The sequence below is a fragment of the Streptomyces sp. RG80 genome, assembly GCF_040446465.1.
In the GTDB taxonomy this organism is placed as follows: Bacteria; Actinomycetota; Actinomycetes; order Streptomycetales; family Streptomycetaceae; genus Streptomyces.
In genome coordinates this window covers 758,664-777,642 of record NZ_JBEAAJ010000003.1, presented here as the reverse complement: position 1 = coordinate 777,642, position 18,979 = coordinate 758,664, and the positions used below count along the sequence as shown (strand labels likewise).

22 protein-coding genes are annotated in these 18,979 nt (G+C 72.5%); 6 read left to right on the top strand and 16 right to left on the bottom strand.

All coding sequences use genetic code 11. The annotated features are described in order from the left end of the window. The first annotated feature begins 62 nt into the window (after positions 1 to 62). The 3 genes from ABKA17_RS13575 to ABKA17_RS13565 all read left to right on the top strand — a co-directional run bounded on the left by ABKA17_RS13575 (position 63) and on the right by ABKA17_RS13565 (position 2,765). Entirely contained in the window at positions 63 to 1,616 is a 1,554-nt protein-coding gene (locus tag ABKA17_RS13575) for a bifunctional phosphatase PAP2/diacylglycerol kinase family protein (protein ID WP_353692242.1), read from the top strand. 114 nt (positions 1,617 to 1,730) lie between these two features. Then, on the top strand, positions 1,731 to 2,552 hold the full coding sequence (locus ABKA17_RS13570; protein ID WP_353692345.1) for a class I SAM-dependent methyltransferase: 822 nt from the start codon (positions 1,731 to 1,733) through the stop codon (positions 2,550 to 2,552). Between the two features lie 42 nt (positions 2,553 to 2,594). Next, on the top strand, positions 2,595 to 2,765 hold the full coding sequence (locus ABKA17_RS13565) for a hypothetical protein (protein WP_059195288.1): 171 nt from the start codon (positions 2,595 to 2,597) through the stop codon (positions 2,763 to 2,765). Positions 2,766 to 2,844: 79 nt separating this feature from the next. Here ABKA17_RS13565 and ABKA17_RS13560 read toward each other — a convergent pair whose 3' ends face one another. The 13 genes from ABKA17_RS13560 to ABKA17_RS13500 all read right to left on the bottom strand — a co-directional run bounded on the left by ABKA17_RS13560 (position 2,845) and on the right by ABKA17_RS13500 (position 12,549). Then, the gene (locus ABKA17_RS13560; protein WP_353692241.1) at positions 2,845 to 3,129 is read right to left on the bottom strand and encodes a gas vesicle protein K; all 285 of its coding nucleotides are present in this window, start codon (positions 3,127 to 3,129) and stop codon (positions 2,845 to 2,847) included. Continuing rightward, a complete protein-coding gene (locus tag ABKA17_RS13555) occupies positions 3,126 to 3,314 on the bottom strand; it encodes a gas vesicle protein (protein ID WP_353692240.1) in 189 nt (62 codons plus the stop codon). The genes ABKA17_RS13560 and ABKA17_RS13555 overlap by 4 nt, the downstream gene beginning before the upstream one ends. Next, complete coding sequence (locus ABKA17_RS13550; protein ID WP_353692239.1) at positions 3,311 to 4,066, bottom strand: GvpL/GvpF family gas vesicle protein; 756 nt, start codon at positions 4,064 to 4,066, stop codon at positions 3,311 to 3,313. Before ABKA17_RS13550 ends, ABKA17_RS13555 begins: the two co-directional genes overlap by 4 nt. Next, positions 4,066 to 4,392 (bottom strand): gas vesicle protein, encoded by a 327-nt coding sequence (locus ABKA17_RS13545; RefSeq protein WP_353692238.1) that lies wholly within the window; start codon positions 4,390 to 4,392, stop codon positions 4,066 to 4,068. Before ABKA17_RS13545 ends, ABKA17_RS13550 begins: the two co-directional genes overlap by 1 nt. After that, positions 4,389 to 5,513, bottom strand: a complete 1,125-nt coding sequence (locus tag ABKA17_RS13540) for an SRPBCC family protein (protein ID WP_353692237.1) — start codon at positions 5,511 to 5,513, stop codon at positions 4,389 to 4,391. The genes ABKA17_RS13545 and ABKA17_RS13540 overlap by 4 nt, the downstream gene beginning before the upstream one ends. Then, positions 5,513 to 6,211 (bottom strand): DNA primase, encoded by a 699-nt coding sequence (locus ABKA17_RS13535; protein ID WP_353692236.1) that lies wholly within the window; start codon positions 6,209 to 6,211, stop codon positions 5,513 to 5,515. The genes ABKA17_RS13540 and ABKA17_RS13535 overlap by 1 nt, the downstream gene beginning before the upstream one ends. Beyond that, positions 6,208 to 6,471 (bottom strand): gas vesicle protein GvpG, encoded by a 264-nt coding sequence (locus ABKA17_RS13530; protein ID WP_353692235.1) that lies wholly within the window; start codon positions 6,469 to 6,471, stop codon positions 6,208 to 6,210. The genes ABKA17_RS13535 and ABKA17_RS13530 overlap by 4 nt, the downstream gene beginning before the upstream one ends. Positions 6,472 to 6,475: 4 nt before the next feature. Continuing rightward, positions 6,476 to 7,246 carry a GvpL/GvpF family gas vesicle protein gene (locus ABKA17_RS13525; RefSeq protein WP_353692234.1) on the bottom strand — a complete coding sequence of 257 codons (771 nt, stop codon included), beginning with the start codon at positions 7,244 to 7,246 and terminating at the stop codon, positions 6,476 to 6,478. Next, positions 7,243 to 7,680, bottom strand: a complete 438-nt coding sequence (locus ABKA17_RS13520) for a gas vesicle structural protein GvpA (protein WP_353692233.1) — start codon at positions 7,678 to 7,680, stop codon at positions 7,243 to 7,245. The genes ABKA17_RS13525 and ABKA17_RS13520 overlap by 4 nt, the downstream gene beginning before the upstream one ends. A gap of 49 nt (positions 7,681 to 7,729) precedes the next feature. Further along, positions 7,730 to 8,083, bottom strand: a complete 354-nt coding sequence (locus ABKA17_RS13515; protein ID WP_353692344.1) for a gas vesicle protein GvpO — start codon at positions 8,081 to 8,083, stop codon at positions 7,730 to 7,732. A gap of 61 nt (positions 8,084 to 8,144) precedes the next feature. Then, positions 8,145 to 9,071, bottom strand: a complete 927-nt coding sequence (gene ligD / locus ABKA17_RS13510; RefSeq protein ID WP_353692232.1) for a non-homologous end-joining DNA ligase — start codon at positions 9,069 to 9,071, stop codon at positions 8,145 to 8,147. Further along, positions 9,068 to 10,921, bottom strand: coding sequence for a transketolase (locus tag ABKA17_RS13505; protein WP_353692231.1), 1,854 nt, complete (start codon positions 10,919 to 10,921; stop codon positions 9,068 to 9,070). The genes ligD and ABKA17_RS13505 overlap by 4 nt, the downstream gene beginning before the upstream one ends. Then, positions 10,918 to 12,549 (bottom strand): NAD(P)/FAD-dependent oxidoreductase, encoded by a 1,632-nt coding sequence (locus tag ABKA17_RS13500; RefSeq protein ID WP_353692230.1) that lies wholly within the window; start codon positions 12,547 to 12,549, stop codon positions 10,918 to 10,920. The genes ABKA17_RS13505 and ABKA17_RS13500 overlap by 4 nt, the downstream gene beginning before the upstream one ends. A gap of 177 nt (positions 12,550 to 12,726) precedes the next feature. On the opposite strand from ABKA17_RS13500, the gene ABKA17_RS13495 reads away from it, so the two are divergent. Together ABKA17_RS13495 and ABKA17_RS13490 are read left to right on the top strand one after the other, a co-directional pair. Continuing rightward, the gene (locus ABKA17_RS13495) at positions 12,727 to 13,686 is read left to right on the top strand and encodes a TIGR03557 family F420-dependent LLM class oxidoreductase (protein ID WP_353692229.1); all 960 of its coding nucleotides are present in this window, start codon (positions 12,727 to 12,729) and stop codon (positions 13,684 to 13,686) included. 2 nt (positions 13,687 to 13,688) lie between these two features. Next, complete coding sequence (locus ABKA17_RS13490; RefSeq protein ID WP_353692228.1) at positions 13,689 to 14,780, top strand: enolase C-terminal domain-like protein; 1,092 nt, start codon at positions 13,689 to 13,691, stop codon at positions 14,778 to 14,780. Positions 14,781 to 14,868: 88 nt separating this feature from the next. On the opposite strand, the gene ABKA17_RS13485 is transcribed toward ABKA17_RS13490, so the two are convergent. Together ABKA17_RS13485 and ABKA17_RS13480 are read right to left on the bottom strand one after the other, a co-directional pair. Further along, entirely contained in the window at positions 14,869 to 15,885 is a 1,017-nt protein-coding gene (locus ABKA17_RS13485; RefSeq protein WP_502994225.1) for an SDR family oxidoreductase, read from the bottom strand. A gap of 18 nt (positions 15,886 to 15,903) precedes the next feature. Beyond that, entirely contained in the window at positions 15,904 to 16,449 is a 546-nt protein-coding gene (locus ABKA17_RS13480; RefSeq protein ID WP_353692227.1) for a phage holin family protein, read from the bottom strand. Between the two features lie 146 nt (positions 16,450 to 16,595). Between ABKA17_RS13480 and ABKA17_RS13475 the strand changes: the two genes are divergently transcribed. Beyond that, entirely contained in the window at positions 16,596 to 16,943 is a 348-nt protein-coding gene (locus tag ABKA17_RS13475) for a VOC family protein (protein WP_353692226.1), read from the top strand. An 85-nt stretch (positions 16,944 to 17,028) separates the two neighbouring features. Here ABKA17_RS13475 and ABKA17_RS13470 read toward each other — a convergent pair whose 3' ends face one another. Next, positions 17,029 to 18,963 carry a DUF5107 domain-containing protein gene (locus tag ABKA17_RS13470; protein ID WP_353692225.1) on the bottom strand — a complete coding sequence of 645 codons (1,935 nt, stop codon included), beginning with the start codon at positions 18,961 to 18,963 and terminating at the stop codon, positions 17,029 to 17,031. Positions 18,964 to 18,979 lie beyond the last annotated feature (16 nt).

The following is an 18,979-nucleotide window of genomic DNA, read 5'->3' as shown; positions in this document are numbered from 1 at the left end:
AGCCTCCGGTGTCGTGACCGCTCCAGGGCAAGAAACGGCCACTTCAGGGTACCTGTCACGGCATGACCCCTGACGTGGACCTCACCGCCCCGAAGCCCGGTCGGCACGGCGTCCGTGACGCGCTGCTGGCGCTGGACTGCCGGCTTTTCGAGTTCGCCGCCGAGCGGAACTGGCCCCTCGCCGAGCCCGTGTTGCCGCGGCTGAGCCGGAGCGCCAACCACGGTGTGCTGTGGTTCGCCGCGGCGGCCGCGATGACGGCGAGCCGCACCCCGCGGGCCCGCCGGGCCGCCGCCCGCGGACTGGCCTCGCTGACCCTGGCCTCGCTCACCATCAACACCCTCGGCAAGCGGTCCGTGCGCCGGCCCCGGCCGGTGCTGGATCCGGTGCCGCTGGTGCGGCAGCTGAAGCGGCAGCCCATCACCACCTCGTTCCCCTCCGGCCACTCGGCGTCGGCGGCCGCCTTCGCGGCCGGTGTCGCGCTGGAGTCCCCGGCCTGGGGCGCGGCGGTGGCGCCGGTGGCGTGGTCGGTCGCGCTGTCCCGGGTCTACACGGGCGTGCACTTCCCGAGCGATGTGCTGGCCGGTGCGGCGCTCGGGGTGGGGGCCGCGTTCGCCGTACGGGGCCTGGTGCCGACGCGGGCCCAGATCGTGCCGCCGGCCCGGCCCCGGGCCGCGGTGCCGGCGCTGCCCGACGGCGAGGGTCTGATCGTGGTGGCCAACGGTGCCGCGGGCAGCGTGGAGCGGGTGCGCGCCCTCCAGGACGCGCTGCCGGGATGCGAGGTCGTGGAGTGCGAACCCTCCGATGTGCGCGCCGAGTTGGAGAAGGCGGCGCCCCGCGCCCGGGTGCTCGGGGTGTGCGGCGGGGACGGCACGGTGAACGCCGCCGCCGAGGTCGCCCTGCGGTACGACCTGCCGCTCGCGGTGCTGCCGGGCGGCACGCTGAACCACTTCGCCTACGACCTGGGCGTGGAGGACGTCCGCGATCTGGCCGGGGCCGTGCGGGGCGGCGAGGGCGTGCGCGTGGACGTGGGCCGGTTCACCTGCGACGGCGCCCGGAGCGACGGGACCCGGGCCGACGAAGGCCGAGGCGACAGCGCACGGGCCGACGGCACCCAGGGCATCTTCCTCAACACGTGCAGCTTCGGCGTGTACCCGGAGCTGGTGCAGGAGCGGGACCGCTGGTCGAGCCGGATCGGCGGCTGGCCGGCCGGGGTGCTCGCGGCGCTGCGGGTGCTGCGCGCCGACCGGCATCCGCTGGAGGCCGAGTTCCGGGGCCGGGCGCGGCCGTTGTGGCTGCTGTTCGTCGGGAACGGCACCTACCACCGGGTGGGCCTGACGCCGGGCCGCCGCCATGACCTCGCGGACGGGCAGCTGGACGTGCGGGTGGTGCACGGCGGACGGCGGCCCGCGGTGCGGCTGCTGGCGGCCGCCCTCGCCGGCCCGCTGACCCGCTCCCCCGTGCACGCGGCGGTCCAGGTGGGCCGGCTGCACCTGGCGGGTGTGGCGCCGGGTTCGCTCCTCGCCTACGACGGCGAAGTCACCGAGGTGGCGGGCGAGGTGACGCTGGAGAAGCTCCCCGAGGCGCTCACGGTGTACCGCCCGATCCCCAAGAATTGACTCACCGTCAGTCCAGATAGCAAAACGGCGGTCTCATCATTCGACATGCGGGCGTACGCTGCCGATCACCGACAGGACGTCGAACAGGGGAGTTCAGCCATGTCGAAGCCGCACATGCCGAAGCCGCAGGAGACCGCTGTCTACACGCACGGGCACCACGAGTCGGTGCTGCGCTCGCACACCTGGCGCACCGCCGCCAACTCCGCCGCCTACCTGCTCGGTTCGCTGAAGCCCCACATGAAGATCCTGGACATCGGCTGCGGCCCCGGCACCATCACCGCCGACCTGGCGGAACTGGTGCCCGACGGCCGGGTCACCGGCGTCGACCACGCGCCCGGCATCCTGGAGCAGGCCCGGGCCACGGCCGCCGGGCGCGGCCTGACGAACGTCGACTTCGCGGTCGCCGACGTGCACGCCCTGGACTATCCGGACGACACCTTCTGCGTGGTCCACGCCCACCAGGTGCTCCAGCACGTCGGCGACCCGGTCCAGGCGCTGCGCGAGATGCGGCGGGTGACCCGGCCGAACGGGTTCATCGCCGTCCGCGACTCGGACTACGCCGCGATGACCTGGTACCCGGCCTCCGAGGGCATGGACGACTGGCTGGAGCTGTACCGTCGCGTGGCCCGCGCCAACGGCGGCGAGCCGGACGCCGGGCGCCGGCTGAAGTCCTGGGCGCTGGCGGCGGGCCTGACGGACCTCACCGCCACCTCCTCCACCTGGACCTACTCCACCGCCGAGGAGCGGGCGTGGTGGAGCGGGCTGTGGGCGGACCGCACCGTGGCCTCGGCGTACGCCGACCGGGCGGCGGAGGGCGGCCACGCCACGCCGGAGCGGCTGACGGCCGTGTCGGAGGCCTGGCGGGAGTGGGGCAAGCGCGAGGACGGCTGGTTCGCCGTCCTGCACGGAGAAATTCTGTGCAGGAAGAGTGCCTGAATCCTGGTTTTCGGGAAACCCGGACAGCAGGAGGTTCACATTATGGTTGCCATCCTGCTCGTACTGCTTCTGGCGCTTATTCTGTTCGGTGCCGGATTCGCGGTGAAGATTCTCTGGTGGATCGCACTGGCGGTGCTGGTGCTCTGGCTGCTGGGGTTCCTGATGCGCGGGACCACCGCGGCCGGAGGCAGGGGCCGTTGGTACAGGTGGTGAATCACCCGGCGACGTCCGGCGTGATTCCGAGATACCGGATATCCGGAGTTGATCCGGAGCGATAAGTAACCGGGAGAATTCACTCCCGGGGAAGCAGTGGTCCCAGCGGCCCGAGGTCCAGATTCAGGTCCTCGGGCCGCAGGCCGTACCGCTCGCGCAGCTCGGTCATGCGGTCGTCGAGCAGCATCAGGGTGAGCCCGATCCGCTCCTCCTGCTCCTCGGTCAGTCCACCGTCGTCGAAGCGGCGCAGCGCCTGGCGCTCCATGAGCTGACGCAGCAACTCCACCACGGTCAGGACGAGTTTGACCAGGTCGCGCTCGACGGTGTCGGGTTCGAGGTCCAGCCGGTTGCGGGCGTGCGTCACGTCGAGTCTCCCCACGGCGAGGGTACTTGGGCGTTCACGGAGCTGATCAGGGCGTTGAGGTCGATGCGGACGAGGTCGACGTCCGCGATGCGCAGCGTGATGTCGCCCTTGATGACGACCCCGCCGGCGAGCAGCCGGTCGAGCAGGTCCACCAGGGCGATCTCCCGGCGTTCGACGACGGTCACGGTTTCTCTCCCGCGAAGGAATAGGCGGCCCAGGGGCCGGTGAGTTCGACCCGCATTCCGGGTGCTTCGCCCTTGGTCCGGTCGACGAGTTCCACGAATTCCTCGGAATGGGCGCGCGGCACCAGATAGGCGGCATTGAGCACATTGCGGCCCGCCGCACCGGAGAGCGCGGGATTCTGCGGGGTGTGCAGCCGGGAATCCTCGGCGTAGTCGGACAGCGTTTCGTGCAGTCCGCTCGCGAATGCCTCGGCGCGCTGCCAGGCGTCCTCGTGGGCCCGTACCCGCGAACTGCGCTGCCGTAGGTAGTCCCGGCCGCTGGCCGCCTTCTGCGCCGGTGCGGAGTCGTCCTGCGGTTCGGCCTCGACGTACACCTTGACGCCCCACTCCACCCGGCCCTCCAGCCGGTCCAGGGTGCGCCGGAAGTCGGCCTCGCGGGCCTCCAGCATGGTGCGTACGCCGCTGTCGTCCCGGAAGACGGTGGCGAGGCGCAGCGGGAGCGGGGTCGTGACGACGGTGAGGGCGTCGATGACGCCCTGGTGGGCGCGGGCGGTCTCGGTGAGCCAGTCCAGGTCCTCCAGACGCGTGTGGAGCGGTCCTTCGGCGAAGTCCCGCTCCGGCACATGGCTGACCACGGCGATCAGGCCGTGGTGGGCCAGCAGTCTGGGCGGATCGCCCGCCACGCCCGACAGCTGGACCTGAAGGGGCGCCTTGAACGGCCGGCAGACGGCGTACACGTAACGCAGTCCGGTCATCAGGTCTCCTTCTCGGTCCTGCCGGGTTCCAGGCGGGCGATTCGCTCGCGCAACTCGGCGTTCTCTCTGGTGAGTTCGTCGCGACGGGCCCGGGTGGAGAGGGCGGGGTCGTCCTCCCACCAGTCGATACCCATCTCCTTCGCCTTGTCGACGGAGGCGACGATGAGACGCAGTTTGATGGTGAGCAGTTCGATGTCGAGCAGGTTGATCCGGATGTCGCCGGCGATGACCACGCCCTTGTCGAGGACGCGCTCCAGGATGTCGGCGAGGTTCGCGCTGCCGTCACCGCGGCCGTAGGGCTCGGGCAGCCGTCCGGGGGTCGTCATCGACGGCTCCCACCCTCGGCGTACTCGTAATCCTCCTCGTCCGCGGCCTCCTCGTCGTACTCACCCTCGGGCTCTTCGTCGTCCTCGGCCTCCGCCGCGTCCTCCTCGTCGTCGTACTCGGCCTTCTCGTCCTCCTCCGCGTCCTCCTCGCCTTCCTCGCCCTCTTCCTCGGCGTAGGGGCCCTCTTCCTCAGCTTGCTCTTCCTCGCCCTCGTACGCCTCCTCGTCCTGCTCGCCCTCTTCCTCGGCGACGGCGTCCTCGTGGCTGCGGACGACCTCGCCGTCGCGGATCTCGCCGCGCCAGCCGTCCTCGACCTCGCCCTTGAGGGTGACGAAGCGGACGTAGTTCTTGAGGTCGAGCCGGGCCCGGCGACCCTGGGCGCGCCAGATGTTGCCGGTCTTCTCGAACAGGCCCTTGGGGTAGTACTCGATCACCAGCAGGACCCGCGTGAGGCTGTCGGCGAGCCGGTGGAAGGAGACGACACCCTTGGTGGTGCCCTTGGCGCCCTCCGACGTCCACGCGATGCGGTCGTCGGGGACCTGCTCGGTGGTGTGGGCCTTCCAGCTGCGGTTGGACCAGAAGACCTTCATCTGCCAGTCCGAGGTCGTGTCGTCGGCGCGGTTGGCGCTCTTGACGCCCTTGGCGAAGGTGCTGAAGTCCTGGAACTGGGTCCACTGGTCGTAGGCGGCGCGCAGCGGTACGCCGACGTCGACGTACTCGATGATCACCGTCGGCTTCTTGCCCGCCCCGCCCTTGCGCTTGCCCTTGCCCCCGCCGAGGTTCTTGAGGGCGCCCATCACGTTCTCCTTGGCGCGGGAGGCCCCGAGCTCCAGGGCGGAGCGCAGTGGCCCCTTGCCCTCGGCGAGCTTGCGGCCGCCGTCGAGCGCGAGCTTGGCGAAGCCCGGGCTCTTTCCTTCGGCGATGTCGTTGAGTTTGACCGTGCTCTCGCCGAGCTTGCGGCCGGCGCCGATCAGCAGGCGCTGGGCCTGCGCGGTGAGGTATTCCTGCACCTCGGCCTTGAGCCGGTCGGTGGCCTCGCTCTGGGCGAGGTTGCCGAGCGGGCCGGCCTGCTTCGTGGCGCCGCGCGCCGCGGAACCCGCGGAACCGAGGGTCTCCGTCATCACTCACCGCCTCCCTTCGACACCCGGGACCTGGTACCGCGGGCGGCGGTGCGCGCCGCGGCGGTCTTCTTGCCGGTCGTCTTCTTGGCCGCGGTCGTCTTCTTCGCGGCCGCCTTCTTCGCCGGCGCCTTCTTGGCCGGGGCCCGCTCCGAGGTCTTCTTGGCCGCCTTCTTGGCGGGCGGGGCCTTCTTCGCCGGAGGCTTCTTCTCGGCCGCCTTACGGCGCGGCCCGGACTCGTCGTCCGACTCCGCCTCGGGCTCTTCGTCCTCGTCGGCCGCGTACTCCTCGTCCTCGCCCGCGTCGTCGCTCTCGTCGTGCTCGGCGCGCTCGGCGTCGTCCTCGTCCTCGTCCTCGAAGCCGAGGTCCGACGTGTCCGGCACCACGCCCGCGATCTGGTCGCGGACCTGGGCGGTACGTCCGTGCAGCCGGTCGGCGATCGCGTCGATCTGCCGCTCGACCATCGCGCCCGAGGCCGCCTTGCCGACCCCGCGCAGATCCTCGCGCAGCTGGTCCCCGATCTCCTTGAACTGCGGGTTGTTCCGCAGCTGTCCGGAGACCAGGTCCGCGACCGCGCGCGGGCTCAGGTTCATCCGCTTGCCGGCCACCAACGTGCCCACGGCGAAGGCCAGTTTCAGCTTCTTGGTACGTCCGAGGACGTACCCGGCCCCTACCGCAAGGCCGAGTCCCACTCGATTCATCCTGATGTCCACTCGTCCGTGCCGGCCCGCGAGCGCGAGCCGATCTCCAGTCGGTCGAGGAGTTCGTCCTCCCTGCGGTCGAACTCCTCCTCGTCGATCTCGCCCGACTCCAACTGCTCCTCCAGCTGCGCGAGTTCGGCCCGGACCGTGGCCGGGTCGTAGTAGATCCGCTCCGCCTCGCGCAGCACCTGTCCGATCACCCACGCACTCCCGCGCACCGGGGCGAACGGCAGCAGCAGGACCTCTCCGATCAGGCCCACGACGTCACTCTCCTGAACTCTCCGCACCGGCCGTGCTGCCCGCGGGCTCGGCGGGGCCGGGCTCCACGAAGCTGTACGGCGGCAGCGGGCCGTTGACCCGCAGTTCGAGGTGCGGTCGGGACTTGCGGACCTGCTCCACCGAGGCCATGAACTCCTCGGCCGCGTCGCGGTCCACCAGGAACGACACGTTGGCGAGCCAGCCGGTCGACTCGGGACCGGCGCTGACGGCGGCGGCGACGGCCGCCAGGTCGTGCTGCACCTCGGCGGCGTCCTCGGCCTCGCGCGCCTTGACGGCGGCGACCACCATCTCGCCGAGCCGTAGCTTCTCCTCGTAACTGCCGCCGCCCGCCTGCCGGTTGGCCTCGGTCTGGGCGCGCAGTTCGGGGTTCTCGGCCATCACCCGGTGCAGTACGGCCTCTTCGTCGTGCGTGGCCTTGATGTTGTACTCGACCTTGCCGTCCAGCGTCCGCAGCCGCTCCTTGTAGTGCTCGGCTCGTTCGGCGAGCACCGCGGTGACGGTGTCGTCGTCGGGTGCGACGCTGCCGAACCGCATGGGCAGCACACAGCCGCCCGCGCCGGCCTCGGCGAGCACGCTCTGGTGGGCGAGCAGGTCCTTGCGCTTGGGACGCAGCCCTTCGGGCGCGTCACTGACGACGGCCGCCAGGTCGCCCTCCTTGAGGATGCGCACCGGGCGCGGCGGATCGCCGACGCCGCCCATGCCGTCGGGCAGCTTCGCCTGGGAGCCGTCCGTGATGCCGTACACGTACGTGCTCACTCCTGCTCCTCCTTCCGGCGCGCGGCCGTCGACTTACGGGCCCGCGGTCGCTGTTCGGTTCGCTCTTCGTTCCCGCCCTCGTCGCGCGCCTGCTTGAAGGCGTCGGAGAGGGTCTGCGCGGCGCCGGACAGGGCTCCCTTGGACTTGCCGCGGGCGCCGGACTCGGTGATCTCGCCGACCAGGTCGGGCAGGCCGGGGGCCTTGCGGGGACCGGCCTCGAGGTCGAGCCGGTTGCACGCTTCGGCGAAGCGCAGATAGGTGTCGACGCTGGCGACGACGACCCGGACGTCGATCTTGAGGATTTCGATACCGACCAGGGAGACCCGTACGAACGCGTCGATGACGAGCCCCCGATCGAGGACAAGTTCCAGGACGTCGTAGAGACCGCTGCTGCCGCCTCCGCCGCCGCTCTGCTGTGCCGGGACAACGGTCATGCCGACCGCTCCTCCTTGTCTGTGGGTGTGACGGGGACCAGAGGGCGACCTACCGGCCGCCCGGCCTGTGTGAGTCGGCCCGCCCGCGTTCGTAACGACGAACGCGCCGGTAACCGGTCAGCTGGCCCTCGGGGTCCAGATCGACCTGATAGCTCGCCATCAGGCTCATCGTGTCCGGAACCCTCGCGAGCTCCATGACCTCGATCTCCAGCGACCAGCCGTCCTCGGTCTGCTCGAAGGACGACACCGATTCGGCGGCCATGCCGGTGAGCTCCGCGAGCTGGGTGCGCGCATGACGCAGCACCTGCATGGGGTTCGGCCGGTCCTCCGCCGTGTCCTTTTCCGTCTTTTTGGGAGATTCCTGTGAATCCTGAGCGTCTGATGTGTTTTTTGTGTTTGCCATGGCCACCTCTCACTCCGGGTGGCCGCACTCACGTTCGCCAAACCTCCGAGACCTACGCGGGTCATCCACGCAACGCGTTGAGCCTGCGCCGGGCGGGTCCCAGAGCCCGGCCCCCGGTCATCACACCGGCCCAGGGGTTGGTGCGGGCCTGGTCGACGGCGTCCTCGACGCTCCAGCGGCGGGCGTCGAGGCCGGGGTCGTCCAGCTGGGTCCAGGACATGGGGGTGGCCACGGGGGCGCCGGGCCTGGCGCGCACGGTGTAGGGCACGACCGCGGTCTGGGCGTAGCCGTTGCGCTGTATGTCCAGGTAGAGGCGGTCGCCGCGGTCCTTCTTGCGGGGGGCGGTGGTGAACTTCTCGGGGTGCGCGGCGGCCAGGGTTTCGGCGACTTCCCGGGCGAACGCGCGCACCTCGTCGAAGTCGTCGTGCCCGTTCACCGGCACCACCACGTGCAGGCCGCGCGAGCCTGTCGTCATCAGCGCCGAGGGCAGTTTCAGCTCGTCGAGCAGCTCCGCCAGCAGCCAGGCCGCCTCGTGGACCGGCGCGAAGTCGTCCCCGGAGGGGTCGAGGTCGAAGACCATCCGGTCGGGGCGCTCGACGCGTCCGACGCGGGACAGCCAGCGGTGCAGGGTGAGACAGGCCTGGTCGGCGAGGTAGACGAGGGTGGCGGTGTCGTCACACACGGTGTGGCAAACCGTGCCGCCCTCCTTCGGCAGTTCGACGCGCTGGATCCAGTCCGGATAGGACTCCGGGGTGTTCTTCTGCATGAACGTCGGACCGCCGACGCCGTCCGGGAGCCGCTCCAGCATCAGCGGACGGCCCCGCAGGTGGGGCAGCATGAAGGGGGCGACGGCCCGGTAGTAGTCGACCAGGTCGGCCTTGGTGTACTCCTTGCCCGCCCCGTCGCCGGGGAAGAGGACCTTGTTCGGCCGGTGCACCTCGACGGTGCGGCGCCCGGCCCGCACCGTCCGGGTGGCGTCCTCGCTCACCGTACGATCGCCTCTTCGACCAGCAGGCGGGCGGCCGCCGCGATCGACTCGGCGTCGATGCCCATGGCGTGCAGCTGTTCGTCGGGCGAGGCCGAGCCGGGCATCGTACGGACGGCCAGCCGCACCAGGCGCGGTACGGGCCGTCCGTCGAGGAACGCGTCGAGGACGGCGTCGCCGAGGCCGCCCTCCTCGTGGTGGTCCTCCACGGTCACCAGACAGCCGGTCTCCTCGGCGGCCCGGCGCAGGGTGAGCCGGTCGACGGGCTTCACGGAGTACAGGTCGATCACCCGGACGGCGATGCCCTGCCCGGCCAGCGCGTCGGCGGCGGCCAGCGCCTCGAACACGGTGACGCCCGCCGCGACGATCGTCAGCCGGTCGCGGTCCGAGGAGCGCAGTACCTTGCTTCCACCGACGGGGAACTCCTCGTCGGGGCCGTAGAGCACCGGGCCGCCGCCGCGCGAGGTACGCAGATAGCGGATGCCGTCCAGGCCCGCCATGGCAGCGACGAGGTGCGCGGTCTGGTTGGCGTCGCACGGGTACAGCACGGTCGAGCCGTGCACCGCCCGCATCATCGCCAGATCCTCCAGACCCATCTGCGAGGGCCCGTCCTGCCCGATGGCGACACCCGCGTGCGAGCCGACGAGGTTGATGCCGGCGCCGCTCACGGAGGCCATGCGCACGAAGTCGTACGCGCGCGTGAGGAAGGCCGCGAAGGTCGAGGCGTACGGCACGAAGCCGCGCGCGGCGAGTCCCACCGCGGCGGCGACCATCTGCTGTTCGGCGATGTAGCACTCGAAGAACCGGTCGGGGTGTTCCTTGGCGAAGAACTCCGCGCGCGTGGAGTCGCTGACCTCGCCGTCCAGGGCCACGACGTCGCCGCGCGCGGTGCCGAGGGCGGCGAGGGCCTGTCCGTAGGCGTCCCGGGTGGCGATCTTCTCGTCGGATCCCTTGTCCCACCTGGGCAGTTCGAGGTGTCCGGCGCGTACGGCGTGCAGCATGCGGGCGGCGGGCGGTTCGTGGACGTGGATGCGGAGGTCGCGGGGGCCGCCGAGTTCGGCGATCGCCTCGTCGGCGTCGGGCAGCGGCTTGCCGTGCAGGCCCTCGCGGTCCTGGACGGCCTCGACGCCCTTGCCCTTGAGGGTGCGGGCGAGGATCGCGGTGGGCTGTCCGGCGGTGGAGACCGCCTCGCCGTACGCGCGGTCGACGGCGTCCACGTCGTGTCCGTCCACCTCGACGGTGTGCCAACCGAAGGCCTGGAAACGGCGGGCGTAGGCGTCCAGGTCGTGGCCGTGCCGGGTCGGGCCGCGCTGGCCGAGCCGGTTGACGTCGACGATCACCGTGAGGTTGTCGAGGTGCTCGTGCGCGGCGTGCTCGGCCGCCTCCCACACGGAGCCCTCGGCGAGTTCGCTGTCCCCGCACAGCACCCACACGCGGTAGTCGGTGCGCTCCAGCCGCTTGCCGGCGAGCGCGATCCCGACCCCGACGGGCAGCCCCTGCCCGAGCGACCCGGTGGCCGTCTCCACCCACGGCAGCCTGCGCGGCGTGGGGTGCCCCTCGAGTCGGCTGCCGAGCCCCCGGAACGTGGCCAGTTCGGCGTCGTCGATCGCGCCGACCGCCTTGTAGGAGGCGTAGAGGAGGGGTGAGGCGTGTCCCTTGGAGAGGACGAAGCGGTCGTTGCCGGGGTGGGCGGGGCGGTCGAAGTCGTAGCGGAAGTGGTGCGCGAGCAGTACGGCCATCAGGTCGGCGGCGGACATCGACGAGGTCGGATGCCCGGACCCCGCGGCATCGGCCGCGCGCACGCTGTCCACGCGCAACTGCTGTCCCAGGTCCACGAGTTCGGCGGTGTTCATGAGTCTCCCTCTGCGGAGGTGGCGGGGCGGTCGGAGCGCTTCACGGGGCCCGGGGCGGCATCCGGGTCCGGGGCCGCGTCAGGACCGTGGGGCCCGGCGGGCTCACCGCCGGGCTGGTTCTTGGCGGGTTCGCCGCCGGGCTGGTTCTTCGCCGGTTCGCCGCCGGGCTGGTTCTTGGCGGGCTCACGGCCTGCCCGCCCCTTCGCGGGCCCACCGCCCGACCGGCCCTTCGCGGGCCCACCGCCCGCCCCGCTCCTGGCCGTTCCGGCACCGGACCGCGTCTTCGCCGGTTCCTCCGTGTCCGCCCCGGCACCGCGCTCCGGGCGCCCCGGTACGCGGGCCAGCTCGGGGGAGGCCGTGTCCAAGGGGACCGACCAGGAGCGGACGAGGCCCAACTGGACGGCCTGCCGGGGCAGTACGGCGTCCAGCAGCCAGTCCGCCGCGACCCGGACCCGGTTGCCGGGCATCGCCGCGAGGTGGTAGCCGCGGGTGATCGCGCCGGCCGCCACACCGGACAGCGGGATGTTCAGCGGGTTGGCGGCCGCCTTCGCACCGCCGAGGTCCACGACGAACCCCAGGTCCCGGTGGACGTAGGGCCGGCTCGTGCCGTCCCCCAGGGAGGCGGCCACGTTGTGGGCGGCCGTGCGCCCCTGCCGCCAGGCGTGCTGGGCGGTCATCGGCGTGTACTGCCCAGGGTTGCGCGCATCCGGCACCGCGGCCGCGTCACCGCAGGCGAACACCTCGGGCCGGCCCGGCACCCGCAGCTGCGGGTCCACCAGCAGCCGGCCCCGCTCCATCGGCAGCCCGAGCGACTCGGCGAGCGGATCGGGCCGCACCCCCACGCACCACACCAGCGTGCGCGTCTCGACGAACTCGCCGTCGGTCAGCAGCACCCCCTTCGGCGTGGCCTCCTTCACGGACGTCCCCATGCGCACCTCCACGCCCCGTTCCCGGAGCGTGCGGTCGGCGGTGCGGGAGAGATGCTCGTCGAGTTCGGGCAGGACCCGCGGCGCGACGTCGAGGAGCAGCCAGCGCGGCCGCATGCCCTCGCGCAGCGGCTGCCCGCGTACCTGCGCGTCGGTGAACAGCTGTCCGTGCGCGGCGACCTCGGTGCCGGTGTAGCCCGCGCCGACCACCACGAAGGTGCAGCGGGCCGCGCAGGTGGCGGGATCGTCGGCGCCGGCGGCGAGTTCCATCTGCCGGGTCACGTGGTCGCGCAGATACAGCGCCTCCGGCAGTCCGCGGAAGCCGTGGGCGTGCTCGGCCACGCCGGGGATGGGCAGCAGCTTGTTGACGCTGCCGGCGGCCAGCACCAGCCGGTCGTAGCCCAGGCTGCCCTCGCCGCCCTCGGGGTCGGTGTAGTGGACGGTCCGCCCGTCCAGGTCGACGCCGTGGGCCTCGCCGAGCACCAGCCGCACCCGGGGCAGGGTGCCCGACAGGGAGACGGTGACCCGGCGTGGCTCCAGGATGCCGGCGGCGACCTGGGGTAGCAGGGGCAGATACAGGAAGTGGTCGGTCGGGTTCAGCAGGGTGATCTCGGCCCTCCCCCGGGCCTTCCGGGACAGTTCTCGGGCTGTCCGGTACCCGGCGAAACCGGCGCCGACGATCACGATGCGGGGTCGACTCACAGTGCGCCTCCGGGGCTGTCGCGTACCTCGGGAGCCTTCCGCGTCCCCCTGGCCAGGTGGCCCAAACGTCCGCCGGGCGCCGCACACCGCACCTCACGTCCGCCGGTTTCCGGCCTCGCCGCCGGGTACCCGGACCGCGTCCCGTCCCTCCCGTCGATGAGGTATCGGAGGTACCCCATGCCCGAGTACGGCTACTTCCTGTCCTGCGAGGAGTTCGGCCCCGCGGATCTCGTCGAGCAGGCGAGGATGGCCGAACAGGCCGGATTCCGCTCGCTGTGGATCTCGGACCACTACCACCCGTGGAACGGCGCCCAGGGCCAGAGCCCGTTCGTCTGGTCGGTCCTCGGCGCGCTCTCGGAGGCGGTGTCGCTGCCCGTGGAGACGGCGGTGACCTGCCCGACCGTCCGCACGCACCCGGCGGTGGTGGCGCAGGCCGCGGCGACCACGGCCGTCATGACGGACGGCCGCTTCCGGCTGGGGGTGGGCAGCGGCGAGGCCCTCAACGAGCACATCCTGGGCCATGTCTGGCCGCCCGCGCACATCCGTCTGGAGATGCTGGAGGAGTCGATCCAGATCATGCGCCGGCTCTTCACCGGCGAGGAGGTCAACCACCACGGCACGCACTACCAGGTCGAGAACGCCCGCCTCTACACCGTCCCCGACGAGCCCGTGCCCATCGACATCTCCGGGTTCGGCCCGGCGGCGACCTCGCTGGCGGCCCGGGTGGGCGACGGCTACATCACGATGACGCCGGACGAGTCGATGGTGGCCCAGTTCCGCAAGGGCGGCGGGGGCGCGAAGCTCGTCAGCGGCGGTACGAAGGTCTGCTGGGGCACCGACCGCGAGGAGGCGGTACGGACCGTGCACCGGCTGTGGGCGAACCAGTTCCTGCCGGGCGAGATGGCGCAGATCCTGCCCTCTCCGAGCCACTTCGAGCAGCTCCAGCCGCTGGTCGGCGAGGAGACGGTGAGCGAGAAGGCGGTGTGCGGGGACGACGTGGACGAGCACGTGGCGGCGCTGTCCGCGTTCGCCGACGCCGGCTTCGACCGGGTCTACGTCAACCAGATCGGCCCGGACCAGCGCGGCTTCTTCGACTTCTACCGCACCAAGGTGCTGCCGCAGCTCCAGCAGGGCTGACGATGAAGCTGCACCTCCCGGCGGTGTCGGTGTACACGGTGCCGACCGACGCCCCCGAGGCCGACGGCACCCTGGCCTGGGAGTCCACGACCATGGTGGTCACCGAGGTGACCGCGGGCGACGCGACCGGCACCGGCTGGACGTACGGCCCGCCGGCGATCGGCGACTTCCTGCACCAGCACCTGGCCCCGCTGGTGGAGGGCCGCGAGGCGCTGGACATCCCGGCCGTGCACGACGCGATGTGCCGCTCGGTGCGCAACGCGGGCCGGCAGGGCATCGCCGCGTGCGCGATCTCGGCGCTCGACATCGCCCTGTGGGACCTCAAGGCCCGTCTCCTGGAGGTCCCTCTCGTCCAGCTCCTCGGCACCGCCCGGCGCCGGGTGCCGGTCTACGGCAGCGGCGGCTTCACGACGTACGACGACACGCATCTGGCGGCCCAGTTGGGCGGCTGGGTGCACGGGCAGCAGATCCCGCGCGTCAAGATCAAGATCGGTGAGGGCTGGGGCCGGGCGGTCCCCCGTGACCTCGCCCGGGTCCGCGCGGCGCGCCAAGTGATCGGCACGCGCGCCGAGTTGTACGTCGACGCGAACGGCGCGTACACCCGCAAGCAGGCGGTCCGGGTCGGCGGGGTCCTCGCCGAGCTGGGCGTGGGCTGGTTCGAGGAGCCGGTGTCCTCGGACGACCTGACGGGGCTGCGCCTGGTGAGGGACGCGGTGGTCTGCGACGTCACGGCGGGCGAGTACGGCTACGACCTCCCCTACTTCGCCCGCATGATCGCCGCCGGCGCGGTCGACTGCCTCCAGATCGACGCCACCCGCTGCGGCGGACTGACCGAGTTCCTGCGCGCCGCCGCCCTGGCTCAGGCCCACGGCCTGGAGGTGTCCACCCACTGCGCCCCGCACGCCCACGCCGCGGCCGCTGCCTCGATCCCCAACCTCCGCCACATGGAGTGGTTCCACGACCACGTCCGCATCGAGTCGATGCTCTTCGACGGCGCCCTGGACCCGACCGGCGGCACGGTGCGCCCACTGACGGGCATCGGCCACGGCCTGACGCTACGAGCCGAGGACGCCCGGGAGTTCAGGGTGGCCTGATGTCCGGGGACGGCCCCCGAGCGAGCTCAGGGTGGCCTGATGTCCGGGGCGGCCCCCGAGCCCCGAGGACCGACTCGCTGCTTCTCCGCTAGCGGCGGCGCCACACCGAACGGGCGGTCAGGATCCCCGCCCCGAGGGCGAGGGCGGTTCCTGCCCGCCCTCGGTTGCGCGAGAACCAGTCCTGCGGGCTGCTCGACGTCGACTCCTCGTCGAACCGACCGTGCGCCCCGAAGTCGCGCCCATGAGGCCCGTCCGCCGGGCTCCACAGGTTGCCGGTGACGCCGTGCGCCCCCTCGTCCTGCTGCGACTCGAACGCGGTCCGCGCCAGATAGCGGTCCAACGCTCCCGGGATCACGGCATTGGCGACGAGGGTGGCCGCGGTGGAACCGCCCACCCAGTACTCCCGCCGCCGCCCGTGAGCCGCCGCGTGCACGATCGCCCGCGCCGCCACCTCCGGCTGGTACACCGGCGCGACGGGCCGGGCCCGCCCCGGCATCCGGCTCAACACCCAGTCGAACTGCGGGGTGTTGACGGCCGGCAGCTGCACCATCGTCGTACGGACACCGCTGCCGGAGTGCAGCAACTCGCAGCGCAGGGACTCGTTGAAGCCCTGGATGGCGTGCTTGGCGCCGCAGTACGCCGACTGCAACGGCACCCCGCGGTACGCGAGCGCCGAGCCGACCTGCACGATCGTCCCCCGGTCGCGCGGCAGCATGTGCCGCAGCGCCGCCCGGGTGCCGAACACATAGCCCAGGTACGTCACTTCGGTCACCCTGCGGAACTCGTCCGGGGTGATCTCGGTGAACGGGGCGAAGACCCCGGCGAAGGCGTTGTTGACCCAGACGTCGATGTGCCCGAACGCGTCGGTGACCTTCTGCGCCGCGTCGTCCACCGCCTTGGCGTCGGCCATGTCCACGGTGACGACGAGGGCCTCACCTCCGGCGCGCTGCACCTCGTCCGCCGCGGCGGCGAGCCCCTCGCGGCCCCGGGCCAGCAGGGCGACCCGGTCGCCGCGGGCGGCGAATGCCCGGGCCGCGGCCCGCCCCACGCCGCCGCTGGCCCCGGTCACCACAACAGTCCTGGCCCGCCGGGACAGCGCCTTCAACGGTCGGCCCACCACACATCACGCCCGGTGGTGCGGCTGCTCGGGGTCGATGTCGTCCGGCTTCGGCGGTACGCCGGGCCCGGGCTCTCCCCTCGGCGGTGTACCGGCGACGGGCCCGCCGGCCGCCCCGCCGGCCCCACCGGGCGCGACGGGCGGTACCGGCGGATACGGCATGCCGAGCCCGCTGGGCGGGGTGCCCGGTGCCGTGCCGCCGACGACGTGGTCGTGGCTCGCCGCGCGCCCGGCCTCCCGCTCCGGCGTGGGCCGGGACGTGGAGGGCCGGGCGGCGCCGCGCAGCACATAGGCGACGGCCCCGAGGATCGCCGCGGTGATCAGGGCGGCGGCCCAGTCGGGCAGGCCGAGGGCGAGGACCAGCCCCAGCGCGAGGGCGAGGGCGGCACCCGCATAGAGGGCGACGGCGCCGGACGCGGCGTACAGCATGGCCTTGCGGCGCTGCTTGCGGGTCTGCTCGCGCAGCTCCTCGCGTACGGTCTCGCGCGCCACCTGCGCCAGCTCGTCGACCAGATGCTTGTCCAGGTGTTCCAGATGATCCAAGCGGTCCATGCCCGCCGGGTACCCGCACGCCCGTACGCATAACGCCGTCCGTCACGGCCGATCACCGGTGCGCGCAGACTCCCCTCCCGTGGTCGGGGTGGGGGGATCGCGTGAAACGATCTCCCGGCCAGGCCGCCCCGACTAGGCTCGTCCGCATGGACATTCTGGGAGCCACGCTGCGTGTCTGCGTCGACGACCTGGAGACCGCGGTCCCCTTCTACGAACGGCTCGCCGGCGGCCCCGCCCTCCGCTTCGAACGCGGCGGCGTCCAGGTGGCCGCCGTCGGCTGCTTCCTCCTGATGAGCGGCCCCGAGGCCGAGTTGGAGATCCTCCGCAAGGTCGCGGCCACCATCGCCGTCAAGGACGTCGACGAGGCCCACCGGGTCCTGTCCGAACTGGGCGCGCACATCATCGCGGGACCGGTGGGGACCCCGGCGGGACGCAACCTGATCGCCATGCATCCCGACGGGGTGGTGTACGAGTACGTGGACCGGCGGGCGTAGGCGGCCGGTCCCCACGTACGCCGACCCGGCGACGACCGGCTGCCGACCGGCGACCGGCGACCGTATACAGGATCTTGACGACCGGTCACCGCATACGGAAGTCGTAGCGCGCCGGCAGCGGTTCCTCGGCGATCCGCTCCCACAGCCGCCCGACGGCCTCCGCCCCCTCCCGTAGGTCGGCGACCTCGAACCCCGCCTCGAAAACGGCCCGTGCCTCCTCCCGCCGTCCCTCGGCGACCAGGAGCCCTGCCTCGACGAACCGGAACCGGCCGCGCGCCCGCGTCCCGGGGTGCAGCCGCTCCCACACCGCCCGCGCCTCCGCGGGGCGCCGCACGGCCAGCAGCGCCTCGATCGCCTCGCGTCCCAGTGCGGCCGTGGCCGCCGTCCACACCTCACCGGCGTCGCGCCGCTCCCGGCACAGGTCGTCGAAGGCCTCGGCGTACCGGTCGGCGGCCCGCTCGTGGTGACCGACCTCCTGATCGGCCACGGCCAGGCAGCGCAGCAACGGCCAGACGGACGGGGCGAGTTCGAGGGCCCTCTCCCAGCTTCGCACCGCCTGCGCCCGGTCACCGGCGTGCCACTGCGCGACACCGAGGTGGTACTCGGTGTGCGGGGTGGCGGGCGCCGTCTCGAGCATGTCCCGCCAGTGCGGGGCGACCAGCGTTCCACCGGGCGGCCGCACCCGGCGCGGCTCCGGCAGCGCCCCGGCCCGCAGCAGCTGGAGCCACGGCTCCTGCTCCTGCGTGAGGGTGTCCTCGGCGAAGGGCGTGCCGGGCAACTTCCAGTCCGCGCGCAGCACTTCGAGGGCGCCCCAGCCGGATCCGGTGGCGAGGACCTCACCGGGTTCGGTGTCGGCGCAGGCCTTCCAGGCGGCGTACGCGGCGTCGACGTCGGCGCGCGGCAGCACCGCCTCGAGCCGCTCCTCCGCGGCCCGGGCCTCCGCCGTCCCGGCCGCCGCGGACTGGGGCGGACAGCTCAGCGGCCCGTACGCCTCCAGCCACGACACCTCGCTCTCCGCGTCCAGTCGTACGTGCTCCAACTGCGTGCGGGCGAGGCCCGCCTGGATCTCGCGGTAGCCGGCGCCGCCGGGCTCGGTGAGCCATTCCTGCCAGCGCCGCCCGCCCGGTCCCGCGCCCCACACGAACAGCTTGCGTCCGCGCAGCGCGTCCGTGGACGTCTGGACCAGCCCGTGTCCGTCGTCGTCGAGGGCGGCGATCCAGCGGCGGTGCCCGTCGGGCAGGTCGTAGAACCAGTCGGCCGCGTGCGACTGCCGCCGGATCTCGTCGTACGACGGAACCGGCACCTTCCGCAGGCGTCGCTCGTACCCGAAGTTCCAGGCCTCGTCGGCGGGGACGAGCACCCGGCGGTCCTCGGGCACGGCGGTGTTGGACCACCAGTACGTGGCCACGGGCCTCTCGTGCGGATTCCGTATACGGACGCCCGCATACAGGAAATCGGATCCCGTCGGCAGCCACAGGTCGACCTGGAACGGCAGGTCGCGCAGCCGTTCCCACTCCCACAGGCGCAGCATCTCGCCACCGTCGGGGGCGGGGACGCGGGCGGCGTGCAGCGGGGCGCAGGACAGGGTGGTGTGGCCGGTGGCGCCGATGTTCCATTCGATGCCGCCGGAGAACCAGGCGCCGTTGAGGGCGAAGGCGGCGGGCTGGAACACCGGGTTGCGGTACAGGAGTTCACGGCCGGACGGCTTGTGGAGGAGGGAGGCGATCCGGCCGCCCAGGCCGGGCAGGACGGTGGCCCGCAGCCGGTCGTTCTCGATGACCAGGGTGTCGATCCCGCGCGGCTCGCGCACCCGCTCGTAGCCGTCCCTGACATGCACGGGAAGCAGACTGCGCAGTGGCTCGTAGCCGATCTGGCGGGCCATGTCCCGGGGCAGGTCGTCCCGGTCGTCGACGCGGTGGAGGGCGTCGAGCGGCCGTAGCGGGGGCAGCGGGTTGTCGGGTCCCAACTCCGCGGCGGGCAGCGTCAGTAGCTCGTGCCGGATGGTCGTCACGTTCGCCATGGAAGCCGCTCGCCGG

Coding starts and splice junctions, on each gene's coding strand:
- ABKA17_RS13575 (WP_353692242.1), top strand. CDS start 63: ATGACCCCTGACGTGGACCTCACCGCCCCGAAGCCCGGTCGGCACGGC.
- ABKA17_RS13570 (WP_353692345.1), top strand. CDS start 1,731: ATGCCGAAGCCGCAGGAGACCGCTGTCTACACGCACGGGCACCACGAG.
- ABKA17_RS13565 (WP_059195288.1), top strand. CDS start 2,595: ATGGTTGCCATCCTGCTCGTACTGCTTCTGGCGCTTATTCTGTTCGGT.
- ABKA17_RS13550 (WP_353692239.1), bottom strand. CDS start 4,066: ATGACCGGACTGCGTTACGTGTACGCCGTCTGCCGGCCGTTCAAGGCG.
- ABKA17_RS13545 (WP_353692238.1), bottom strand. CDS start 4,392: ATGACGACCCCCGGACGGCTGCCCGAGCCCTACGGCCGCGGTGACGGC.
- ABKA17_RS13540 (WP_353692237.1), bottom strand. CDS start 5,513: ATGACGGAGACCCTCGGTTCCGCGGGTTCCGCGGCGCGCGGCGCCACG.
- ABKA17_RS13535 (WP_353692236.1), bottom strand. CDS start 6,211: ATGAATCGAGTGGGACTCGGCCTTGCGGTAGGGGCCGGGTACGTCCTC.
- ABKA17_RS13520 (WP_353692233.1), bottom strand. CDS start 7,680: ATGACCGTTGTCCCGGCACAGCAGAGCGGCGGCGGAGGCGGCAGCAGC.
- ABKA17_RS13515 (WP_353692344.1), bottom strand. CDS start 8,083: ATGGCAAACACAAAAAACACATCAGACGCTCAGGATTCACAGGAATCT.
- ABKA17_RS13505 (WP_353692231.1), bottom strand. CDS start 10,921: ATGAACACCGCCGAACTCGTGGACCTGGGACAGCAGTTGCGCGTGGAC.
- ABKA17_RS13495 (WP_353692229.1), top strand. CDS start 12,727: ATGCCCGAGTACGGCTACTTCCTGTCCTGCGAGGAGTTCGGCCCCGCG.
- ABKA17_RS13490 (WP_353692228.1), top strand. CDS start 13,689: ATGAAGCTGCACCTCCCGGCGGTGTCGGTGTACACGGTGCCGACCGAC.
- ABKA17_RS13480 (WP_353692227.1), bottom strand. CDS start 16,449: ATGGACCGCTTGGATCATCTGGAACACCTGGACAAGCATCTGGTCGAC.
- ABKA17_RS13475 (WP_353692226.1), top strand. CDS start 16,596: ATGGACATTCTGGGAGCCACGCTGCGTGTCTGCGTCGACGACCTGGAG.
- ABKA17_RS13470 (WP_353692225.1), bottom strand. CDS start 18,963: ATGGCGAACGTGACGACCATCCGGCACGAGCTACTGACGCTGCCCGCC.